We start from the raw sequence: 768 nt of genomic DNA, 5'->3' as shown, positions 1-768 counted from the left end.
GCCGTCGGCATGCTCGTGGTGCTGCGCGATGACGAGCGTGGCGCCCGGCTGCAGGTCCATCTTCTTGGCCAGCGCGACGCCGTGCGTCACGTGCTCCTGGTAGAACTGCGTCTCGGCGGTCGTGAAATGCTCTTCGCGGTGGCGCACGCGGTCGGGCAGCTCGATCTTGCCGATGTCGTGCAGCATCGCGCCGACGCCCAGGTCCATCATCTCGGCCTGCGACAGCCCGAAGGTCTTGCCCATCAGCAGCGAGATCACGGCCACGTTGACCGAATGCATCGAGGCCTTGTCGCCGATGCCGTCGCTCAACAGGCGGATGCACAGGTCTTGCGCCGCCAGCATCTTGTCGACGAAGGCGCGGCTCAGCGCCTCGGTGTTCTCGCGGGCCTGCTGCGGCTTGGTCAGCACCAGCTCGAGCGTCATGCGGCAGGCCTTGGTGGCCTCGGCGAACTGGCGCTCGCAGACGGCCAGCGATGCGCGCTCGGCCGCCAGCGCCTCGCGCAGGCGGCGGCGTTCGGCGACTTCGGGGGATTCGGCGGGCGCGGCCGGCGCCACAGCGGGTGCCTGCGCGGCCGGCGACTCGCCCAGTGGCGTGGCGGCCGGCGGCGGGTCGCTCTTGTCCGGGCTCCAGCGCACGCGCGGCAGCCCGAGGCTGCGGATCGTCGCGATCTGGTCCGGCGTCGTCAGCTTGAAGCTGCTGAGCGGGAACGGGTGCGCCATCCACCCCACGTCGAGATGAACGAACATCCCGACGCGCAGTTCCTGGAC

At 70.4% G+C, this 768-nt stretch carries 1 protein-coding gene; it reads right to left on the bottom strand.

Annotated features, from left to right (window positions below):
- On the bottom strand, positions 1-759 hold a 759-nt coding region (locus AC1D15_RS35430; protein ID WP_477829771.1), incomplete at its 3' end, for a cyclic di-GMP phosphodiesterase.
- Positions 760-768: the final 9 nt, after the last annotated feature.

Source organism: Rhizobacter sp. P2_H2 (assembly GCF_056403375.1).
This window is presented reverse-complemented; position numbering and strand designations above follow the sequence as displayed.